Here is an 18,623-nt window from a genome sequence, read left to right on the forward strand (position 1 = left end):
AAGGGACCACATGGACCAAGTGCCATCTTAACTTTACGGTTTTCACCACTCAATCAGCTCATACTGTCAGCGTGATTGCTGTAGAGGGTTCGTTCACGTCGGACACGCCCAGAGGCTTCGGGTCGGCACGGCGCGCAAAATGGAGTCATGCCAATTCCAGCGGTCGTCATCCTCGCCATCCTGGCAGCGGCGGCCATTGTCGTCACTGCGGTGGTGCTGATCGTCCGCGCCCAAAGACGGCATAAGTTCGCCATGCAGATACTGGCCCGAGACGACGACCAGCTCAGCTACGCCTTCGTCATCAACCCCTCCAAGCCCCAGGCTGCTGCCGCCCGCGAACGCATCCAGCAATACTGCCGGGACAAGGGCATCCGCGAATTCAGCTTCATCGAAACCCAGTTGGATCGGGACGGCAGGGCCTGCGCCCGCATGGCACTGGAGCGTGGGGCCAACGTAGTCGTTGCCGTGGGCGGGGACGGGACTGTACGCACCGTAGCCAGTGCCATGGCTTCCAGCGATCATGTCATGGGCATCATCCCAATCGGGACCGGAAACCTCTTCGCACGGAACATGGGCATTCCAGTAGGCGATCTGGACGCCGCCCTGGCCGTGGCCACCTCGCACGGGTCCACCCAGGTGGATGTGGGCCGCATGACCCTCCTTGACGCAGACAGTAAGGAGCAAGGTCGTGGTCACGCCTTCCTGATCATCGCTGGCATCGGCTTCGATGCTCTAATGATTGACGACACCGACCCTAATCTGAAGAAGACGGTCAGCTGGCTGGCCTACTTCATCAGTGGCGCCAAACATTTGTTCGCACCCAAGTACACGGCCGACATCTCCATCACCCGGCCCGACCAGGTCACACAGACCAACACATCAGTGACCTTCCGCACCTTCATGGCCGGCAACTGCGGGGAGATTCCAGGATTCTCCCTGATGCCCGATGCCTCCTACGATGACGGCATCCTGGACTTCGAGATCATCGACACCTCCGCCGGCTTGATCGGCTGGGCCAACCTCTTCGGGGACGTGATGCATCAGACCATAACCCGCAAGACCAGCCAGAGCCCCCTGTCGACCAACTCCACCATCGTCCAGCTACAGGGGACCAAGGCGGAGATCCGCCTGGAGAAGCCGGCCCTGGCTCAGGTGGACGGAGACATTCTGGGCGAGACCTGCCACATCGCACTCAGCGTGGAGCGTCAGGCCCTGGACGTGCGGGTGCCCCAGTCCGACTGAGACCGAAAGAGCCTGTTGCCCATCTGTCCGCTTTCTCATGCCGGGGTGGCATGATGGGAGCCATGACAGCACAGAATGCGGGCAAGCCTGCCAGCCCAGAAGATCTGATCAACGTCGACGATCTGATCGGCAGGTACTACGATTTCATCCCCGACCCTTCAATTCCCTCCCAGCGGGTGTCCTTCGGCACCTCCGGGCATCGCGGCTCCGCCCTGACCACCTCCTTCAACGAGGCCCACATCGTGGCTATCAGCCAGGCCATTGCCGAACAGCGCACCAAGGACGGGATCACTGGACCGCTCTACCTGGGCCGTGACACCCACGCTCTTTCCCTTCCCGCCTGGAAGACGGCCATCGAGGTCCTGACCGCAAACGGAGTACGGGTGCGCATCGATGCCAATGATGACTACACTCCCACCCCCACCGTCTCCCAGGCCATCCTGACACACAACCGGGCAGCTGACGGCACCCAGCGCTTCTCCGGCGGGGATCTGGCCGACGGCATCGTGGTCACTCCCTCCCACAACCCGCCTACCGATGGCGGATTCAAGTATGACCCGCCCACAGGCGGTCCGGCTCCGGCCAAAACCACCAACGCCATCGCCCAACGGGCCAACGATCTCCTGGGCGACTACAGGCAGGTCAAGCGGATTCCTTTTGAGGATGCCATCAAATCCGACCTGGTGGAGCGCTTCGACTACCGGGAGCATTACGTGACCGACCTGGGCAATGTCATCGACTTCGATCTGATCAGATCCTCCGGAGTCCGTCTGGGCATCGACCCGCTGGGCGGCGCCTCAATCAACTACTGGCCGCTGATCAATGAAAAGTACGGCCTGAACATTGGTGTCGTCAACCCGGAAGTGGATCCGACCTGGCGGTTCATGACCATCGATCACGATGGGAAGATCCGCATGGATCCCAGCTCCCCCTATGCCATGAAAGGGCTGGTGGATCGCCTCAACGCCGGAGCCTGGGACTCCTACGACCTGGTGGGGGGCACCGATCCGGACGCCGACCGGCATGGCATCGTCTGTCCAGGAACCGGGGTCATGAATCCCAACCACTACATCGCCGTCTGTGTGGAATACCTCTTCTCGGGCAACCGTCCCGGATGGCCCCATGGTGCCGGCATCGGCAAGACCCTGGTTTCCTCCTCCCTGATCGACCGCGTGGCCGCATCCATCGGTGCCAGGCTGATCGAGGTACCTGTGGGCTTCAAGTGGTTTGTCGACCCCCTCTTCAAGGGCGAGGTGGCCTTCGGCGGCGAGGAGAGCTCCGGAATGAGCTTCCTGCGCAGGGACGGCCATGTCTGGACTACCGACAAGGACGGGCTGATCCCCGACCTCCTGGCTGCTGAAATCACAGCCAAGACCGGCAAAAATCCGGCCCAGCTCCACCAGGAGCAGGTGGAGCGCTTCGGCCAAAGCTGGTACAAGCGGGTGGACACCCCGACCACATTGGAGCAGAAGCAGAAGTTCGCCCAGCTGAACGGCGACGATGTGACGGCCTCCACGCTGGCCGGCGAACCCATCACTGCCAAGCTGACCGAGGCTCCGGGCAATGGGGCCAAAATCGGGGGCATCAAGGTGACTACCCGGAACAACTGGTTCGCTGCCCGCCCCTCCGGCACCGAGAACATCTACAAGGTCTATGCGGAATCCTTCGTTTCGCCTGAGGCCCTGGACCAGGTTCTGGACGATGCCGACCAGGTGGTCGCCAAGGCCCTGAGCTGAGTTCCAGACAAGACCGCATGCACCTGCCCGCAGTACTCATCGCTGGCACGGGTGCTTTCTATCTGTCTGTCTAGGCTGGAGCCATGACCAATGACAAGAACCTGGTCGTCTCGACCGACGGCAGCGCACTGAGCAACCCCAATGGCCCCATGGGCTGGGCCTGGGCCGATCACGAGGGCGGCGACGCAGATGCAGGCGGCGCCAGCAACGGCACCAATCAGATTGGCGAGCTATGTGCCGTGCTGCAGGCGTTGCGAGCCCACCCAGGCGAGCGCCCGCTAGTCATCGAAACCGACTCCCAATACGCCATCAACTGCTCCACCACCTGGGTGCCCGGATGGAAGAAGAAGGGCTGGAAGAACTCCCAGGGCAAGCCGGTGAAGAACCGCCCCCTGATCGAAGCCATCGACCAGGAGATCCAAGCACGGCCGGGATCGGTCAGGTTTGTCTGGGTCAAGGGCCACGCCGGCGACACCTTCAACGAGAAAGTGGACACTCTGGCCCGCGGCTACGCCACAGCTGCAGGCAAGGGCGAGCGGGAAGGCTGTCTGCCCATCGAGGGATGGCGTTCGCTGCTGGCCTCTCCCTATGCCAAGGGCACGCAAGTGCCGTCCGCAGTCAAGACTGAACTGGACGGAGGGCCCCAAGTTCTGGACAAACTGGGCCGCAAGAAGGTCGGCCTGGACCAAGAGGAGCAGAAAGACCTGGCCGAAACCGCTGTCGAAGCCGAATCTGTGGAAGCAACATTCCCCCAGTCGCCAAAGACGTGGGATATCGAAGAAAGCCAAACCACAGTATCGGATCCAGGCGATGAGGCCATCAATGGCACACCCGACCCCGACATAGCCGATGGTCAGGAAGACGAACTCGCGCCGGCTTTCAAGGACACCTCAGATACCGACACGGCTGACCAAGAGACCAAGAACTCCGGCGCCCGGGGACTGAGAGCCAGCGGCCGTATCCGCATCACGCCGCCCCCATCCGGCAGCAGCATGTTCACGGGACAGGACCTGCATATCGTCGGGAGCATCGATATAGATGCAGACATCGATCCTGACGGCTACCTGACCATTCAGGAGTCGCCTTTCCGCCTGCACGCCATCGAAGTGGAGGATTGAGCGGCTCATGGACCGTCAGGGGCCATCGTCTAGACTGGAGTGAACCTGAATCAACAAGACCCGCAGACATCAGCAGTTGAGCGCATGCGGGCATGAAGGAGCGTGTATGGACAAGACCGAGCAGGACAGACTGAAGAAGGCCGCCGGCGTCGAGGCGGCCAAGCTGGTCGAGAACGGCATGACCGCCGGACTGGGCACCGGATCCACGGTCCGGTTCTTTGTGGATGAACTGGGACGGCGCGTGAAGGAAGAGGGTTTGGAGTTCACCGGCGTGACCACCTCCCGGCGGACCAAGGAACAGGCCGAAGGCTACGGAATCCGCATCGTCGACATCGACCAGGTTGATCATATCGATGTCACCATCGACGGGGCCGACGAGGTCGACAAGGACTTCAACGGCATCAAGGGCGGCGGCGCAGCCCTGCTCTGGGAGAAGATCGTAGCCGTCAACTCTCGAAGGATCGTCTGGATTGTGGACGAGTCAAAGGTGGTCGACACCATCGGCCGCTTCCCGCTGCCAGTGGAGGTCATCCCTTTCGGCGAGCGCCACGTCCTGGATCGTTTCAAGGAGCGCGGCTATAACCCAGTACTGCGGCTGGACGGCCAGGGGCAGCCGGTTCTGACGGACGAGCACAACCACATCATCGATCTGCATCTGGATCGGATCGAGCACCCGCAGGATCTGGCCCAGGACCTGATCACCACCGTGGGTGTCGTGGAACACGGCCTCTTCCTCAACATGGTCGACACAGTCATCGTGGGCGACCCCAACGGGCCCCGGGTCATGACCAACGCCAACAAGTGAGCGTCAGCAATCATCTCCTCCCCTACTGGTTGAAGGCATCCTGCTGGCCACGCTGACCGGCGATGATATACACGAAGCCCCCCGCGTCCATTCGATGCGGGGGGCTTCGTTGACCCTGATGGGCCATAAGTCATAAAGCTACTTGCGCTGGTGACGAGTCTTGCGCAGCAGTTTGCGGTGCTTCTTCTTGCTCATCCGCTTGCGGCGCTTCTTGATGACAGAACCCATCCGAGCCTCCGATCCTTAGTTACCTGGAAGTGTCCAACTTGCTTATCGTACACCGCTTGCGGGACGACTAGAGCGGAAAGGCCTTGTAAAAAGCCTCCAGCGCAGTCCGCTGGCCCTGGGCGCGGAAGACCACCGTATCATTCTGCCAGATGACCAGGGCCTTGTGCTCGTCGTCGCCATCCGCCTTCTCTAGGTAGGATCCAGTGACCGTGCCGCCGCTGCGAACATTGCCCGAGGCCAGCTCCTTGCCGGACATGCCCGTGGACTGGCTGTCATAGAGCGCCTTGGCATCTTCGCTCCTGGACCACTGAGCCAGGTGGAGGGTCACATCCCCGCCCGACTTGCCGGATGAGTAGACCAGGTTGTACTCCTCAATAGGTGTACGGGTGCTCCACTCGCTGTCGGAATCCGCTTTGACGCGGGCGAACTCGCCCACCGTATCAGGCATTGCCTTGAGCAGCTCGGAAGCCGAATCAGGCAGGGGAACCGCCTTGGCCTTGGGGCTGCTGGCTTGCGAGGGCTGTGAGGAGGCGGAAGCCGAGGCCTCGGTGACGGGCTCTTGGCTGCGCACCGCCCAGTGAGGCCAGACGAAAGCCGATAGGAGCACCAGGACCACCACCGCCGCCAGGGCGATGACCAGACCGATCCGTCGACGGCGCTGCTTGGCATGCGCGGAGGAATCAGAGGAAGAGGACACGGGTGTAGAAGGATTCTCAGCCATACCTCCATTCTCTCATGCACAGGGTGTCGGCACTGCGAAGATGACGTAAAAGCCCAGCTCCTCGTCCCTGAATCCCGATAGCGTGCAGGTATGGCCAAGACGACGACGCAATACGTGTGCACGGAATGCGGCTGGACCGGCGGCAAGTGGTTCGGACGCTGCCCTGAATGCGGCCAGTGGGGAACCATCGAGGAATTTCATGAAGCCCGTGTCGTAGGTGCAGGCGGTGGTCTGTCCTCCTCTGGCGGCAGCCATACGGCACCTGCGCCCCCGAAGACCGGCCTGGCCCGGCCCATCACCCGGGTAGGCACGGACCAAGTAAAGCGTATTCCCACAGGATTTGAGGAGTTCGATCGGGTCCTGGGAGGAGGCATCGTACCAGGATCGGTCATCCTCTTGGCCGGCGAACCGGGCATCGGTAAGTCCACCCTCCTGCTGGAGACCGCTGGCCGTGTAGCCGACCTGGGCGACCAGGAAGACAAGGTGCTTTACATATCCGGCGAGGAGTCCCAGGCTCAGGTGCGAATGCGGGCAAGTCGGGTGGGAGCGCTCAAGGATTCACTGCTACTGGCTTCGACGACCGACCTGGCCACGGTGCTTGGGCTGATCGAGCGCGAGAAGCCAGCACTGGCCATCGTGGACTCCGCCCAGACCATCGTCTCCAGCCAGGTCGACGGCATCTCCGGGGGCTCCACCCAGGTACGCGAGGTAGCCATCAGCCTGATCGACATGGCCAAGTCGCACGATATCCCCATCCTTTTGGTAGGCCACGTGACCAAAGACGGATCCATAGCCGGGCCGCGGACTCTCGAGCATCTGGTTGACGTGGTTTGCCAGTTCGAGGGCGATTCACAGACCGCCTTGCGCTTGCTGAGAGCCGTCAAGAACCGATTCGGCCCCACCGACGAGGTGGGCTGCTTCGACATGGGCGAGCAGGGCATCGAAGAAGTCAGCGATCCCACCGGGCTCTTCCTGTCCACGGCCGGGCAGGAGGTGGAGGGCACCTGCGTGACCTTTACCTTGGACGGCCACCGCAGCCTACCCATCGAAATCCAAGCTCTGGTCACCTCCTCGGTTCTGCCCACTCCCCGTCGCAACACCAACGGAATCGATGCCAACCGCCTGGCCATGCTGGCAGCGGTGCTCTACCGACACGGCCGAGTCAACCTGCTGACACGGGACTTGTATGTGTCCACCATCGCCGGCGGGCTGGCCAAGGAGCCCGGATGTGACCTGGCCATCGTGGCCGCCCTAGCTAGTGCAGCCAAGTCCCGGCCCATCCTGCGCACGACCTGTGCAATGGGCGAAATTTCGCTGACCGGGCAGGTCAGGCCTGTGCCTCAGCTCAACCACCGGCTGCAAGAGGCCGCTCGCCTGGGATTCACCCGGGCGCTGGTCCCGCCCGACCGACATTCAGGAGGCCGAAAGCCCATTCAGGGATTGGAAGTGATCGAAGTCACCTATCTTGCCGAGGCTCTGGAGGCTCTGGGGCTGGTCTGAAAAGTGGCCGCTGATCCCCTATCGCACCATAAGGCGTTCACCTGCCGACTCGTTAACCTGCCGGACTAGGATGGAGTCGCCGGAAGACCGACACTCATCATCATCGCGAGGAGCAGATCAGCATGACCATCTTCACCAGGAAAACCATACGCAGGCTGACGGCGGCCGCACTCACGACAGTCACGCTCATGGCCGGCGCGGCCTGTGGCTCCTCATCGAGCAACAGCGGGCAGTCAGCGGACAAGCAGGACATCACCCAGCAGACCATCAATCCCGGCACCCTGACCATTGCCACTGGAGACCCTGCCTACGCCCCCTACGTGCAGGACAACAAGCCCGAATCCGGCAAAGGCTACGAGGCTGCCGTGGCCTATGCAGTAGCAGAGAAAATGGGATTCGACAAGGCGCACGTCACCTGGACCAGAACAACCTTCGACGCCGCCATCGCTCCGGGAAGCAAGGACTACGACCTGAACATCCAGCAATTCTCCATCACCCCGGAACGTCGGCAGGCCGTGGACTTCACTCCCAGCTACTACAACTCCACACAGTCGCTGGTGGTCAGAAACAGCTCTCCATATGCCTCCGCCACCTCCCTTGCCCAGATCAAAGACGCCAAGATAGGAGCCATGGTCGGCTCCACCTCCTACGAGATGGCCCACAAGCTGGTCAAGCCTGACATCGACACCTTCAACGACGACGTGGCCTCGTCACAGGCCTTGGACGCCAATCAGATCGACGCGCTTGTCGTGGACACCCCTTCAGCCGTAACCATGGTCGATTCCGGGCAAGTCAAGAACGCCAAGATTCTCGGGCAGATCAAGGGTTCGCAGGACCCGGAGGGCATGGGCATAGTTCTGCCCAAGGGGTCCAAGCTGACCTCGGCCGCTTCCAAGGCTGTCACCACCCTGAAGAAGGATGGGACACTGGACAAGCTGCAGAAGCAGTGGCTGCACGTCTACACCTCCCTGCCTACCCTGGGCTGAGAGAAGAAAGGAAACCTTGTCGTTCATGGCCACCTCGGCACAGGACGCGGTCAGCGATATTCAACGGGAACGGGAACGCTACGGCCGTCGACAGAATCTGCGCTCCGTGGCAGTCAGCATCGCCAGCACGCTTGTACTGGCTCTGCTGATCGCCCTTGGGTTGCACGCCTCACCCGGCTGGCCCCGAGTCAAGCAGTCGTTTTTCTCCGGCGCCTACTTCGCGAAAGCCTTCCCTAAGGTCCTCCAGGGGCTCTGGCTCAATCTGGAGGTCCTTTTCTTCGCGGTCATCGGCGTGGCCCTGCTGGGCACCCTCCTGGCCATGATCCGCACCAGCCGAAACCCGCTGCTCTTTCCCCTGCGGGTGCTGGCCCAGGTCTACACCACAATTATGAGGGGCATCCCCATGATCGTGGTCCTCTACCTGATCGGCTTCGGCATTCCCGGACTGGCCATCTTCAACCGGATTCCGGCAGCCCTGCTGGGCACCGTGGCGGTCATCCTTTCCTATTCGGCCTACATCGCTGAGGTACTGAGGGCCGGCTTCCAGGACGTCGGCCCCTCCCAAAGGGCGTCAGCACGCTCACTGGGCCTGACCTCGGGGCAGACCATGCGTCTGGTCGTCATCCCCCAGGCCCTGCGCAAGGTGGCTCCGGCACTGATGAACGACTTCATCTCCATGCAGAAGGACGTGGGGCTGATCTCGGTTCTGGGAGCCGTCGACGCGGTCAGGGCGGCCCAGATCATCGTGGCCACCTCCTACAACTTCACCCCCTACGTGGTGGCTTCAGTGCTCTTCATCGCCACCTCAGTCCCCTTCATTCTTCTCAACGACTGGTATTCCAACCGGCTGCGCAAGCGCGAACAGAGCGGAGGCATGGTATGAGCGAACAGGCAGGCGCCAAACAGGACCAGCCAGTGCTCCGTTTGGAGGACGTGCGAAAGACCTACCCGGGGGGCAACAAGGTCCTGCGCGGCATTTCCATGACCATCATGCCTCATGAAACCGTGGCCCTGCTGGGTCCCTCCGGGTCGGGCAAGTCCACCCTGATGAAGTGCATCAACCTGTTGGAGACCGTCAACGATGGACGGATATGGCTGGGCGGCACCGACATCACGGATCCCAGGATCAACCAGGATGCCTGTCGGGCCAGAATCGGCGTGGTCTTCCAGCAGTTCAACCTCTTTCCCCACATGAACGTCCTGAAAAACGTGACCTTGGGGGCCATCAAAGTTCACGGCATGCCCAAGGACCAGGCCAGGGAGCGGGCCCTGGAACTGCTGGATCGAATCGGCATGAAGAAGAAAGCCGGAGCCTACCCCGATCAGCTCTCCGGCGGCCAGCAGCAGCGGGTGGCCATCGTCCGAGCCCTGATGACCGACCCGGAACTTCTCCTGCTGGATGAGATCACCTCAGCCTTGGACCCCATGCTGGTAGGCGAGGTCCTGGCCATGGTTTCGGAGCTGACCGCCGGAGGCACCACTATTCTCATGGCCACCCACGAGATGAGTTTCGCCCATCATGCGGCCAACCGGGTTGTCCTGCTGCTGGACGGCGTCATCGCCGAGAACGGAACGCCGCAAGAGGTCATGGACGAGTCTGAGAATCCGCGAACCAGGGAGTTTTTCAGCCACTTCCGAGGGCTGTGAATTCCAAGGTTCCTACAGTCTTCAGTTGACGGAAAACACTCTTCCTGCTGCTTTGGTCAGCTCCAGGGTGCGATCGGCATCCAGGGCCAACTGTCGTTTGAGGGGCTCCTCGCCCGCATACCGTTTCTGACTGCGCAGACGGCTGAGGAATTCCACCCGGACCCAATGGCCGTACAGGTCCACCCAATCCGGCCGGACGGCATTGGCCTCCAGGATTCTTGGCATTTTCTGGCCAGGAGCCAGGAAGGTCTCCTTGGTGCCGATGGAGATGGCGGCAGGCATCCGCCAGGGCGAGCCCTGAGCCAGCCGCCCCTCCCGTCCCTCCGGCGTCGCCATAGGATCCGTAGGCAGACCCAGGTCAACCAGCCAGCCTGCATAGACTCCATCTGCGGGCATCATCCCCTGGCTGTCGGGAGCAAGATTGGCAGTCGGGAATCCCAAGCGGCGACCCCGCTGCTCCCCATGGACCACTGTGCCTTGAACCATGTGCGGCCGACCCAGAATATCCAGGGCCGCATCCACATCACCATCCAGGATCAACTGCCGAAGGTGGGAACTGCTCCAGGCTCGTACACGACGTCGCTCCAGGCCGTCAGCGTCAGGCAGGGTGCAGTCGCCGGGTCCCTGGTCGTCCACTACTTCCAGGTTGAACAGTCCCGTGTCCGCCAGATCGCCAATCGCCTTGATATCACCGACCCGCCCTGCGCCCATCTGCGCATCGCTACCCAGAACCAGCGTTCGCATGGCCAGCTGTTCGGTAAGCTGCTTGAGGAAGAATCGATAGGACTTGGCAGCAAAGGCCAGCGTGTATCGGACCACCACAACCTGATCCAGCCCCATCTGGGCCATCAGCCTCAGGCGCTCCTCCAGAGGCATGATCTGATCAGGGTCATGGCGAATCAGGTCCAGGGGCGGTTCGGTCATGTCATGGCCGTCAGCGTAGCTATGAACCAGTTTGGGACTTGGGTCGAAGACCAGGGCCATGGGCCGATCCTGATTCTTGGCAGCGAGCTCGACCACCCGGCGCAGTAGGGCCTGATGACCCCGGTGCATACCATCGAAGACACCGATGGTGACCACGCTGGACCGGGCCCCCAAGGTTCCCGGCCACCTGACAATGCCCGACTCGTTCGGGCTGACCTGGCTGACCTTCATCCGCTTCCCATCACTTAGTCATGGCGGCCCCCGAACCCGGGCACCGAAAATTCCTTAAGCACTGTATTCCCACCGTCGCACCCTGGCAAGACCCTGGAGCTAAACACGAACCTACGCACTCAGGCCTCGGGGTGGAAGACCACATCCGGCTTGGCCCCGCCTCGTGAACCGGGCGCCAGGATAGCAGCCAGCCGCTGCTCGCCCTGAGGCCCTGCCAGGGCAGCTGTGGGCCCAGTGACAGGCAGATCCAAGAATCCGCCGTTGGAGACTCTGACGGCCTGGTCGGCATCCAGGTTCAGGACAGGCATGCTCATGCGTGCCGCCTGCGCCAGGTCAAGCGAGCCATCCAACATCGCCTGCCGGTCGCGGTCCAGGACCATGCGACTGCGAACAACCGTCTGACCTTGGCGGTTCCGGTAGGTGTGAGGGACCACATGACCGCCCAGAACCCTGGATGCCAGGTCGGAATCCTCCAAGTCGAATGGACCCACACGAATCCTTCTTAGGGCCGTCAAGTGACCGCCCAGATCCAGGCGTTCGCCCAAATCACGAGCCAGGGCGCGGATGTAGGTGCCGCTGGAGCAGGACACCTCAACATCCACATCGACCACCTTGACTCCCTGATCGGGCAAAGCCACACGGCGAAAGTCAAGCAGATTGAAGGATGCAATCCGAATGCGTCGGGGCTCCAGCTTGACCTCCTGGCCTGCGCGAGCCAGATCATAGGCTCGCTTGCCCTTGACCTTGATGGCAGAGAATGCATCAGGCACCTGGTCAATCCAGCCGGTGAAACAGCGATCAATCAGATCCTGCAGATCCGGGGCTGTCAGATCATCCACCCTCTGCGCAGCTCCAGGACGCACCGGCAGCAAATCACCGTCCGCGTCGTCCGTGGTGGTAGCCAGTCCCAGGCGAACAGTGGCTCTATAGGTTTTATCATGGCCGACGATGACCGTCAGCAGGCGCGTGGCCTGGCCGAACCCTATGACCAGCAGACCAGTAGCCATGGGATCCAGGGTTCCTGCATGGCCTACGCGACGCATGCCAAGGCCAGAACGAACTGCAGCCACCACGTCATGGCTGGTCACACCGCTCGGCTTATCGACAAGGATGATGCCCGAGGTCGGTTCACCGGTGCCGGACTCCATACCATCCGATGACTCGGAAGCCTCTGCCCCACCGATGCCTTCAGCGGTCGGTTTCATCCGCACCCTCTGCCGCAGGTTCATCAGTGACGGAGTCCGACTCATCGGTCTCTTCCTCATCGTCATGCCTGTATGGATCAGGGTCGCCCGCATAGCTGGCATTGACCCGGGCTTTGGCCATGGCCTCGTCCCGCTGACGAGCAACAGTCAGCACATCCTCAATCTCGGTCGCCTCGGCAGGCACCTCATCGTAGATGAAGCGCAGCGTAGGCGTCAGCCGCAGACCGGCCCGAGCACCGACCAGGGTGCGCAGCCTGCCCGAGGCCTGCCGCAGAGCTTGCTGGGCGCGCTTGCGCTCCCCGGCCTCATGGCCCGACCGACCCAGCTGGGTCCAATAGATTTTGGCTATCTGCAAATCGTTGGTGACCCGAACCTCAGTGACGGTGACCCCTGCCAGGCGCTTGTCGTGCATCTGGGACTCCAGCGCAGAGGCTACGACCCGTTGTATCAGGGCCGCTATGCGTACAGCGCGGGGATTTCCAGCCATCATGATTCCTTTCTCGAACCGTCCATGACCAATCGTCGCATTCATGGACATCCGCCCCGGCCAGGGAGTACCCAGACCGGGGCGGATTGCCACGGACCCTCCGACATGTGGTCGGATGGTCAACAGGCTCTACTTACGTTCCACTTCCTGCATCTCGTAGGTCTCGATGATGTCGCCCACCTCGATGTCGTTGAAGGAGCCCAGGTTGATGCCAGCCTCGTAGCCTTCGGACACCTCGTTGACGTCGTCCTTGAACCGGCGCAGGGAGGAGATCTCCAGGTCGTTGATAGTGACCACCCCATTGCGGGCGATTCGTGCCTTGGTGCCCCGCTTGACGGTGCCGTCCTGAACCATGACGCCTGCGATGTTGCCGAACTTGGAGGAGCGGAAGATCTCGCGGATCTCCGAGTGGGAGGTGGTGACCTCCTCGTACTCCGGCTTGAGCATGCCCTTGAGCGCGGCCTCGATGTCCTCGATGGCGTTGTAGATGACCGAGTAGTACTTGATCTCCACGCCCTCGCGGTCGGCCAGCTCCTGGACCTGCCTGTTGGGCCTGACGTTGAAGCCGATGATGACGGCCTTGTCGACCGTAGCCAGGTTGACGTCGTTCTGGGTGATGGCGCCCACGCCCCGGTGGATGACCTGAATCCCGACCTCGTCGGAGACTTCGATCTTCATCAAGGAGTCCTCCAGCGCCTCGACCGAGCCGGAAGAGTCGCCCTTGATGACGATGTTGAGCATGTCCACCTCGGACTTGGCGAACTGCTCCTTCAGGCTCTCCAAGGAGACCACCTTGCGGCGCTTGGCCAGCTGAGCGGCGCGGGCCGAAGCCTCGCGCTTCTCGGCGATCTGACGAGCGGTGCGATCGTCGGGCGCAACAAGGAAGAGGTCGCCGGCGGTAGGCACCGAGGTAAGCCCCAGAACCTGGACGGGGGTGGAGGGGCCTGCAGCATCCATCTGCCGACCGTTCTCGTCCAGCATGGCACGCACACGGCCATAGGCCGATCCAGCCACAATGGCGTCGCCCACATGCAGGGTCCCCTGCTGGACCAGCACAGTGGCCACAGCTCCACGGCCCTTGTCCAGACGGGCCTCGATTGTGGCGCCGCGGGCGTCCATGTCGGGGTTGGCCCGAAGGTCAAGGTCGGCATCGGCAGTCAGCAGGACAGCCTCCAGGAGCTTGTCCACATTGGTGCCCAGCTTGGCAGAGATGTCGACGAACATGGTGTCGCCACCATACTCTTCGGATACCAGGCCGAACTCGGTCAGCTGACCGCGCACCTTCTGGGGATTGGCTCCCTCGACATCAATCTTGTTGACAGCCACCACAATGGGCACATGAGCTGCCTGGGCGTGATTGATGGCCTCGACGGTCTGCGGCATAACGCCGTCGTCCGCGGCTACCACCAGGACAGCCACATCGGTCAGCTCGGCACCACGGGCACGCATTGCCGTAAAGGCCTCGTGGCCAGGGGTATCCAGGAAGGTGATCTTGCGATCCTCACCGTCCAGGGTGACCGTGGCTTGGTAGGCCCCGATGCGCTGGGTGATGCCGCCAGCCTCCTGGGTGGTCGTGTTGGTCTTGCGGATGGTGTCCAGCAGCCGGGTCTTGCCGTGGTCGACATGGCCCATGACCGTGACCACCGGAGGCCTGGGCTGCAGGTTCTTGTCATCCTGGTCCTCACGTTCTTCGTCCAGGTTGATGTCGAACTGCTGAAGAAGCTCCTTGTCCTCCTCTTCGGCGGAGACGATGCGGATCTTCCATCCGATCTCGTCGCCCAGGATCTGGAAAGTGGCCTCATCCAGGGACTGGGTGGCCGTGGCCATCTCGCCCAGGTGGAAGAGCACCGTGACCAAGGCAGCAGGGTTGACGTTGATCTTGTCGGCCAGATCAGCCAGGGTAGCGCCCTGACGAAGCTGAACGGTACGACCGTTCCCTGCGGGGATGCGCACACCGCCGATGACGGGTGCTTTCATCTCCTGGAACTCATGCCTCTTCGCCATCCGGTTCTTGCGAGCCTTGGAGGACTTGCCTCCTTGGCGACCGAAAGCTCCAGCAGCACCGCCGCGACCGCGACCACCACGGCCTGAACCGCCGCGGAAGCCACCTGAGGGTGCTGACGAAGCGCCACCGAAACGGCTGCCGCCACCTTGGTGGGTCTGCTGGCCTGGACGGCTATGGCCCCACTGCCCTGGACGGGCACCCTGTCCGGTACGACCGCCACGACCGTTGCGGAATCCGCCCCGGCCTCTGCGTGAGTCGTTGACGGTAGGCCTGGCCATGGGGTGCGGCCTAGGAATGTCTGAAGGCATGGGGGCCTTCATCCCCTGCTTGCGGCTGAAAGGATTGTTGCCCGGACGAGGCGTGGATGCTCCCGGACGTGCGCCATGACGTGCTGGCGAAGCCCCGGAACCGCCGGAACGACCGTTGTTGTGCGAACCCTGGGGGCCGGGCTTGCCCATGGCTGAGGGCTTGGGCCCACGGGACTGGTTGCGCTGCTCATGCTCGTTGCGGTTACCGTGGGGGGCACCAGGCTTGGGGAAGTGGCCACTGGGACGCTGCTGACCCCGTGGCGTGTCGACACCAGCCGAGGGCCGACGGTTCTGTCCGGGCTTGGGCCCAGGTGTGGATTGCTGCTTGGTGCCGCCGGACTGCGAGCGGCCATGCTGACCCTGGCCGCTTCCATGATTAGGGCTGCCGGGGCGGGCATTTCGTGCAACGGCCTGGCCAGCGTCGCCCTGACCCTTCTGAGGGAAAGCATTCTTGAGTCGACGAACCACAGGGGCCTCGACAGTGGAGGATGCGGACTTGACGAACTCGCCCATGTCCTTCAATTTCGCCAGAACAGTCTTGCTGTCTACGCCAAATTCCTTGGCCAGCTCATACACGCGTGCTTTGGGCACTTACTTTCTCCTTACCGGACCGCGCATATGACCGGCGCGATCACTCTTTCATGACGGCGAACATATCCTGTCTCATCGTGCGACCATGATCGTGTTACCTCGTCTCTGTGCCGGGGCCGACGGCATGAACCACCGGACTCGGGATACCGGGTCCAGCATACTCGCGTCCTCGGATGTTTGCTTTCATGCGTCTTCACCAGCAGCCGAAGGCGATTGCGCCTGCAGCTCACGCAATTTTTGCTGGTGGGTCTCCTCGGACTCGATGCCGATCTTCCAGCCCGTCAGCTTGGCAGCCAAACGGGCGTTCTGCCCTTCTTTGCCAATTGCCAGAGAGAGCTGGGCATCCTTGATGAAGGCAATGGCCGTACGGTTGGACTCGCTGACGATCTGCACTTGGCGGACCACAGCTGGAGACAGGGCAGCAGCCACGAATTCAGCAGGATCCTTGGACCAGTCCACAATGTCGATCTTCTCGGGGCCCAGATTCTCCATGACGGCACGAACGCGAGCGCCGCCAGGACCGATCAGCGCACCCTTGGGATTGACTCCCTTGCTGTTGGCCCGGACCGCAATCTTGGTTCTGGCCCCGGCCTCACGGGCGATGGCCATGATGGAGACTGCACCGGAAACCAGCTCAGGCACCTCCCGCTCAAAGAGACGGCGAACCAGCTCCGGATGGGAACGCGACACGATGATTTCCGGCCCCTTGAGCCCACGGGAGACATTGACCACGTAGACGCGGATCCGCTGGCCATGCCGGTAATGCTCTCCAGGCACCTGCTCGCGGCGGGGCAGAATGGCCTCGACATTATCCACGGCCACATGCACATTGCCGGGGTCACTGGCATCCTGCTGCACGATTCCGGTGATCAGGTGACCCTTCTGACCCGAGAAAGCTCCGAAGACTCGCTCATCATCGGCCTCACGGAAGAGCTGGCGGATGACCTGGCGGGCGGTGGAGGCCGCCAGCCGATCAAAGTCCTTTGGTGTGTCGTCGTATTCCTCACCCAGGTCGTATCCCGGTTCGGGCTCTTCAGGCGTGGGTTCTCGAGCGATCTCGTCCTGTGCCCAGATGGTGAAAGTCCCCGCACGTTCGTCAAGCTCCACCCGTGCATGTTTTGCTGCGTGAGGCGACTTCTGATAAGCCAGAAGAAGAGCCTCGCTCAGTGCTTGATCCAAGGTCTCGGCATCAATCCCTTGTTCGTGTGCCAGCTGATGAATTTCAGCCAGGTCCAGTTCCATGTCAAGACCTCCTATGAAGTTATTCAGACTGCGCTTCTTTTAGTCTGCAATGCCTACTATTCTAGCCTTTCATGCAGACACTGCCGGTTCTTGAATACCACGGGTGGGCGAGTCATCGGCCGTCGATTCTAGCACGACGGATGAGGACCGGCATCGCAGTACTTCTGCTGGCTGTCACCCTATCAGGATGCGCACCTTCAGCGGTGCATGTCAGTCAGCACGATCCCGATAATCTCCGCCCCACTGCCTGCGAACAGGCATGGACGCGAGCTCGGCAGTCGGAACAGCTTCACAAGAATCAGTCAGACAACCGAGCCCAGGCCTGGACCCAAGCGGCCCGCGAATGCCCTGCCAGGCTGGATGAAGCCACAGTGCACGCAGCCCAGGCTTTGACGGCCTCCCAGGGCGGGCAGACCAATCGTCAAACGGCTACACTCAGACTGGTCCAGGCTGCACAGCGGTTGGATCCGCTGGCCAAGGCGCTGCCCGTCGAATTGGCCGATCAGGCCATCACAGGCGAAGACCGTTCCGGATTCGAACTCTCGGTCCTCGCGGCCCGCAAGACCGATGCCGCATGGATGCTGACCCTAGCCGATGCGCACACTGCAGCCGCCCAGATTCTGGCCGGTCACTCCAAGCACGATCCCAGGCAGGGAGTCTATCCCACCACTGATCTGCTGGCGCACCCCGACGAGTCCACCGACCCTGCCAACGGAATACAGACTCCTACTCCTGCCCTGATTGAAATGGATACGGCCCGGTCCCTTCTGGCCGTGGGGAGAAAACTGAACGGCTCCGCAGGCACCATACGAACTGATGTCAGCCAGAACGCGAAAAGCCACCAAGAGGCCACATCTGCCCTGATCGACATGGTTGTAGCCCACTTGTCCATGGCCATGAACCTCGGCTACCCTGCCACATCGTCAGCCCTGTTGCAGACACCAAAGCACTAGCGGCAAAGGCGGACCATCGACCTGCCGGTTCCGCCGATCGTTCACTCATAAGTTTCCGCATTCGTATATGCAAGCAATCCCTGCCCATGCATGACCAAAACCTGACCAATCGCGATCAAAGATCATCAAGCAAACAAATCAATTAGTACTTATCTACAGATTTCACGAAACTTTGCGGTGGCGACATCGGTTCAGACAGTGATATTATAGAACGTGTTCCATAGGAGCATTCCATAGGAACGCGGGGGGTATGAACCCGTGCAATGCAGGAGGCGACCCGGTGTTGACCATCGCATCGCCTTCTGCATTGGACGGTCTTTTATCTGCCTAAGATCAAGAATCAGAGCCATGTCAGTCCGAATAGCCAACGCAGGTATAAGGAAGACCAATTCCAGCTGAGAATCAACCAATCCACCGGTTGCCATGCTCAGTTATCATGCAAAACCAATCTTCCATGGACTGCATATCAGCGACAATAACGAAACCCAACTCCACGGGTTAGCCGCTGCAACTTGGGAATGCGGCAACAGTATTTACATACAAAAGGCCCCAACCGTCAGGTCAGGGCCAATGGGGGCGGTTGAGGCGAGATTCGAACTCGCGGAGGGAGTTGCCCTCACACGCTTTCGAGGCGTGCTCCTTAGACCGCTCGGACACTCAACCATGGTCGTTGCCCGACACTGCCGAACAACAA

Annotated in this window: 16 protein-coding genes and 1 tRNA gene; 9 read left to right on the forward strand and 8 right to left on the reverse strand. The window is 61.5% G+C overall.

Annotated features, from left to right (window positions below):
• Positions 1 to 147 precede the first annotated feature (147 nt).
• The 4 genes from ACVWNW_RS02605 to rpiA all read left to right on the forward strand — a co-directional run bounded on the left by ACVWNW_RS02605 (position 148) and on the right by rpiA (position 4,901).
• Positions 148 to 1,242, forward strand: a complete 1,095-nt coding sequence (locus ACVWNW_RS02605; protein ID WP_198208627.1) for a diacylglycerol/lipid kinase family protein — start codon at positions 148 to 150, stop codon at positions 1,240 to 1,242.
• A gap of 62 nt (positions 1,243 to 1,304) precedes the next feature.
• Positions 1,305 to 2,978 carry a phosphoglucomutase (alpha-D-glucose-1,6-bisphosphate-dependent) gene (gene pgm, locus ACVWNW_RS02610; protein ID WP_454482873.1) on the forward strand — a complete coding sequence of 558 codons (1,674 nt, stop codon included), beginning with the start codon at positions 1,305 to 1,307 and terminating at the stop codon, positions 2,976 to 2,978.
• A gap of 83 nt (positions 2,979 to 3,061) precedes the next feature.
• Positions 3,062 to 4,096, forward strand: a complete 1,035-nt coding sequence (locus ACVWNW_RS02615; RefSeq protein WP_454482875.1) for a ribonuclease H family protein — start codon at positions 3,062 to 3,064, stop codon at positions 4,094 to 4,096.
• A 106-nt stretch (positions 4,097 to 4,202) separates the two neighbouring features.
• On the forward strand, positions 4,203 to 4,901 hold the full coding sequence (gene rpiA / locus ACVWNW_RS02620) for a ribose-5-phosphate isomerase RpiA (protein WP_198191403.1): 699 nt from the start codon (positions 4,203 to 4,205) through the stop codon (positions 4,899 to 4,901).
• Between the two features lie 138 nt (positions 4,902 to 5,039).
• Here rpiA and ACVWNW_RS02625 read toward each other — a convergent pair whose 3' ends face one another.
• Entirely contained in the window at positions 5,040 to 5,129 is a 90-nt protein-coding gene (locus tag ACVWNW_RS02625) for a 30S ribosomal protein bS22 (RefSeq protein ID WP_004268639.1), read from the reverse strand.
• A 67-nt stretch (positions 5,130 to 5,196) separates the two neighbouring features.
• The gene (locus tag ACVWNW_RS02630) at positions 5,197 to 5,850 is read right to left on the reverse strand and encodes a hypothetical protein (protein WP_454482877.1); all 654 of its coding nucleotides are present in this window, start codon (positions 5,848 to 5,850) and stop codon (positions 5,197 to 5,199) included.
• 90 nt (positions 5,851 to 5,940) lie between these two features.
• Here ACVWNW_RS02630 and radA point away from each other — a divergent pair, with 90 nt between their 5' ends.
• The 4 genes from radA to ACVWNW_RS02650 all read left to right on the forward strand — a co-directional run bounded on the left by radA (position 5,941) and on the right by ACVWNW_RS02650 (position 9,983).
• Complete coding sequence (gene radA, locus ACVWNW_RS02635) at positions 5,941 to 7,350, forward strand: DNA repair protein RadA (protein WP_454482879.1); 1,410 nt, start codon at positions 5,941 to 5,943, stop codon at positions 7,348 to 7,350.
• Between the two features lie 122 nt (positions 7,351 to 7,472).
• Positions 7,473 to 8,336 (forward strand): ABC transporter substrate-binding protein, encoded by an 864-nt coding sequence (locus tag ACVWNW_RS02640; RefSeq protein ID WP_211120261.1) that lies wholly within the window; start codon positions 7,473 to 7,475, stop codon positions 8,334 to 8,336.
• A gap of 25 nt (positions 8,337 to 8,361) precedes the next feature.
• Positions 8,362 to 9,219 carry an amino acid ABC transporter permease gene (locus ACVWNW_RS02645; RefSeq protein ID WP_198208631.1) on the forward strand — a complete coding sequence of 286 codons (858 nt, stop codon included), beginning with the start codon at positions 8,362 to 8,364 and terminating at the stop codon, positions 9,217 to 9,219.
• Positions 9,216 to 9,983: an amino acid ABC transporter ATP-binding protein gene (locus ACVWNW_RS02650; RefSeq protein WP_454482882.1), complete on the forward strand. Its 768-nt coding sequence runs from the start codon at positions 9,216 to 9,218 to the stop codon at positions 9,981 to 9,983. The genes ACVWNW_RS02645 and ACVWNW_RS02650 overlap by 4 nt, the downstream gene beginning before the upstream one ends.
• 21 nt (positions 9,984 to 10,004) lie before the next feature.
• On the opposite strand, the gene ribF is transcribed toward ACVWNW_RS02650, so the two are convergent.
• From ribF to nusA, 5 genes are all read right to left on the reverse strand, one after another.
• Positions 10,005 to 11,138 (reverse strand): bifunctional riboflavin kinase/FMN adenylyltransferase, encoded by a 1,134-nt coding sequence (gene ribF, locus ACVWNW_RS02655; RefSeq protein ID WP_454482884.1) that lies wholly within the window; start codon positions 11,136 to 11,138, stop codon positions 10,005 to 10,007.
• A 119-nt stretch (positions 11,139 to 11,257) separates the two neighbouring features.
• Positions 11,258 to 12,286 (reverse strand): tRNA pseudouridine(55) synthase TruB, encoded by a 1,029-nt coding sequence (gene truB / locus ACVWNW_RS02660; protein ID WP_454483348.1) that lies wholly within the window; start codon positions 12,284 to 12,286, stop codon positions 11,258 to 11,260.
• Between the two features lie 40 nt (positions 12,287 to 12,326).
• Complete coding sequence (rbfA, locus tag ACVWNW_RS02665; protein ID WP_454483350.1) at positions 12,327 to 12,830, reverse strand: 30S ribosome-binding factor RbfA; 504 nt, start codon at positions 12,828 to 12,830, stop codon at positions 12,327 to 12,329.
• 129 nt (positions 12,831 to 12,959) lie between these two features.
• On the reverse strand, positions 12,960 to 15,734 hold the full coding sequence (infB, locus tag ACVWNW_RS02670) for a translation initiation factor IF-2 (RefSeq protein WP_454482886.1): 2,775 nt from the start codon (positions 15,732 to 15,734) through the stop codon (positions 12,960 to 12,962).
• Positions 15,735 to 15,917: 183 nt separating this feature from the next.
• The gene (nusA, locus tag ACVWNW_RS02675) at positions 15,918 to 16,976 is read right to left on the reverse strand and encodes a transcription termination factor NusA (protein ID WP_046323291.1); all 1,059 of its coding nucleotides are present in this window, start codon (positions 16,974 to 16,976) and stop codon (positions 15,918 to 15,920) included.
• 140 nt (positions 16,977 to 17,116) lie between these two features.
• Here nusA and ACVWNW_RS02680 point away from each other — a divergent pair, with 140 nt between their 5' ends.
• On the forward strand, positions 17,117 to 17,929 hold the full coding sequence (locus tag ACVWNW_RS02680) for a hypothetical protein (RefSeq protein ID WP_198229624.1): 813 nt from the start codon (positions 17,117 to 17,119) through the stop codon (positions 17,927 to 17,929).
• Positions 17,930 to 18,506: 577 nt separating this feature from the next.
• On the opposite strand, the gene ACVWNW_RS02685 is transcribed toward ACVWNW_RS02680, so the two are convergent.
• Positions 18,507 to 18,592, reverse strand: a tRNA-Ser gene (locus tag ACVWNW_RS02685).
• Positions 18,593 to 18,623: the final 31 nt, after the last annotated feature.

Source organism: Bifidobacterium sp. JNUCC 75, from assembly GCF_054819865.1.

What these genes read in the sequence shown, in the direction of transcription:
- ACVWNW_RS02605 (WP_198208627.1), top strand. Translation starts at nt 148, where the DNA reads ATGCCAATTCCAGCGGTCGTCATCCTCGCCATCCTGGCAGCGGCGGCC.
- pgm (WP_454482873.1), top strand. Translation starts at nt 1,305, where the DNA reads ATGACAGCACAGAATGCGGGCAAGCCTGCCAGCCCAGAAGATCTGATC.
- ACVWNW_RS02615 (WP_454482875.1), top strand. Translation starts at nt 3,062, where the DNA reads ATGACCAATGACAAGAACCTGGTCGTCTCGACCGACGGCAGCGCACTG.
- rpiA (WP_198191403.1), top strand. Translation starts at nt 4,203, where the DNA reads ATGGACAAGACCGAGCAGGACAGACTGAAGAAGGCCGCCGGCGTCGAG.
- ACVWNW_RS02625 (WP_004268639.1), bottom strand. Translation starts at nt 5,129, where the DNA reads ATGGGTTCTGTCATCAAGAAGCGCCGCAAGCGGATGAGCAAGAAGAAG.
- ACVWNW_RS02630 (WP_454482877.1), bottom strand. Translation starts at nt 5,850, where the DNA reads ATGGCTGAGAATCCTTCTACACCCGTGTCCTCTTCCTCTGATTCCTCC.
- radA (WP_454482879.1), top strand. Translation starts at nt 5,941, where the DNA reads ATGGCCAAGACGACGACGCAATACGTGTGCACGGAATGCGGCTGGACC.
- ACVWNW_RS02640 (WP_211120261.1), top strand. Translation starts at nt 7,473, where the DNA reads ATGACCATCTTCACCAGGAAAACCATACGCAGGCTGACGGCGGCCGCA.
- ACVWNW_RS02645 (WP_198208631.1), top strand. Translation starts at nt 8,362, where the DNA reads ATGGCCACCTCGGCACAGGACGCGGTCAGCGATATTCAACGGGAACGG.
- ACVWNW_RS02650 (WP_454482882.1), top strand. Translation starts at nt 9,216, where the DNA reads ATGAGCGAACAGGCAGGCGCCAAACAGGACCAGCCAGTGCTCCGTTTG.
- ribF (WP_454482884.1), bottom strand. Translation starts at nt 11,138, where the DNA reads ATGAAGGTCAGCCAGGTCAGCCCGAACGAGTCGGGCATTGTCAGGTGG.
- truB (WP_454483348.1), bottom strand. Translation starts at nt 12,286, where the DNA reads ATGGAGTCCGGCACCGGTGAACCGACCTCGGGCATCATCCTTGTCGAT.
- rbfA (WP_454483350.1), bottom strand. Translation starts at nt 12,830, where the DNA reads ATGGCTGGAAATCCCCGCGCTGTACGCATAGCGGCCCTGATACAACGG.
- nusA (WP_046323291.1), bottom strand. Translation starts at nt 16,976, where the DNA reads ATGGAACTGGACCTGGCTGAAATTCATCAGCTGGCACACGAACAAGGG.
- ACVWNW_RS02680 (WP_198229624.1), top strand. Translation starts at nt 17,117, where the DNA reads ATGAGGACCGGCATCGCAGTACTTCTGCTGGCTGTCACCCTATCAGGA.